Consider the following 861-nt stretch of genomic DNA (forward strand, 5'->3'; position numbering starts at 1 on the left):
GCTACGATCCGACTTGGACAGGTCGCTGCCCGTGGGCGCGGTGACGCCGGGGGCGGGGACCGTGGTCTCGGCGGCGCGCCGGGCGGTGGCCTCGGCGGCGGCCATCGCCTGCTCGACGGCGACGCGCTCGGCCTCGGCGCGCTCGCGGTCGACGGTCTGCACGAGGACGGCGTCGGAGGTGGCGAGCAGGTCCTCGCGGGCGCGGAGGGCGGCCTCGGTGGCGGCACGGCGGCGTCCGGCCTCGGCCTCGAGCACCGCACGGTCACGGCGGAGCTGCTCGACCTCCGTGGAGGAGGCCACGGCGTCGTCCACCCGCCCGCGGGCGCGCTCGACGGTGGCGGCGTCGGAGCCCAGGACCGCACGGGCGACCTGCAGTCCCGAGGCGGCGCGGGCGATCCCGGCAGCGGGGCTGACCGGTGCGGGGGACGCGACCGACCCGTCTGCCGGTGCGGGCCGGGCGCCGGCGGTGGACCCGGCGAGCACGGTCCAGGCGATCTCGGTGGTGCCGCCGGCCCGGTACAGCGCGCGGACCCGGCGGGTGGCCGCCGCACGCTCGGAGCGGAGGTCCTGTCCGGCGTCGTCGAGGGCGACCTGGGCCTGAACCTCGCGGGCCACGAGGACGTCGAGCTCGGAGCGGACCTCGTTCCAGTCCTCGGACGCGACCTCGGCCTGCACCTCGAGGTGGTCGACCTGAGCGGTGAGGGCCGCGACCTGGGCGCGCAGGTCGGTGCTGCCGGCGGCCGCGTCGAGGACAGGGACCGTGAGGTCGGGCTCCGGAGCCGGGGCGGACGGTGCTGGCGGGGGGGCCGGCGCTGCCGCGGCGGACGGGGCGGCGGCAGAGGGGGCGAAGTCGGAGGCCAA

At 79.0% G+C, this 861-nt stretch carries 1 pseudogene; it reads right to left on the bottom strand.

Features of this window, described 5'->3' with window-relative positions:
* Positions 1-861 (bottom strand): annotated as a pseudogene (locus WCS02_RS20740) (hypothetical protein); the annotation flags it as partial.

The sequence above is a fragment of the Aquipuribacter hungaricus genome (genome assembly GCF_037860755.1).
GTDB lineage: Bacteria > Actinomycetota > Actinomycetes > Actinomycetales > JBBAYJ01 > Aquipuribacter > Aquipuribacter hungaricus.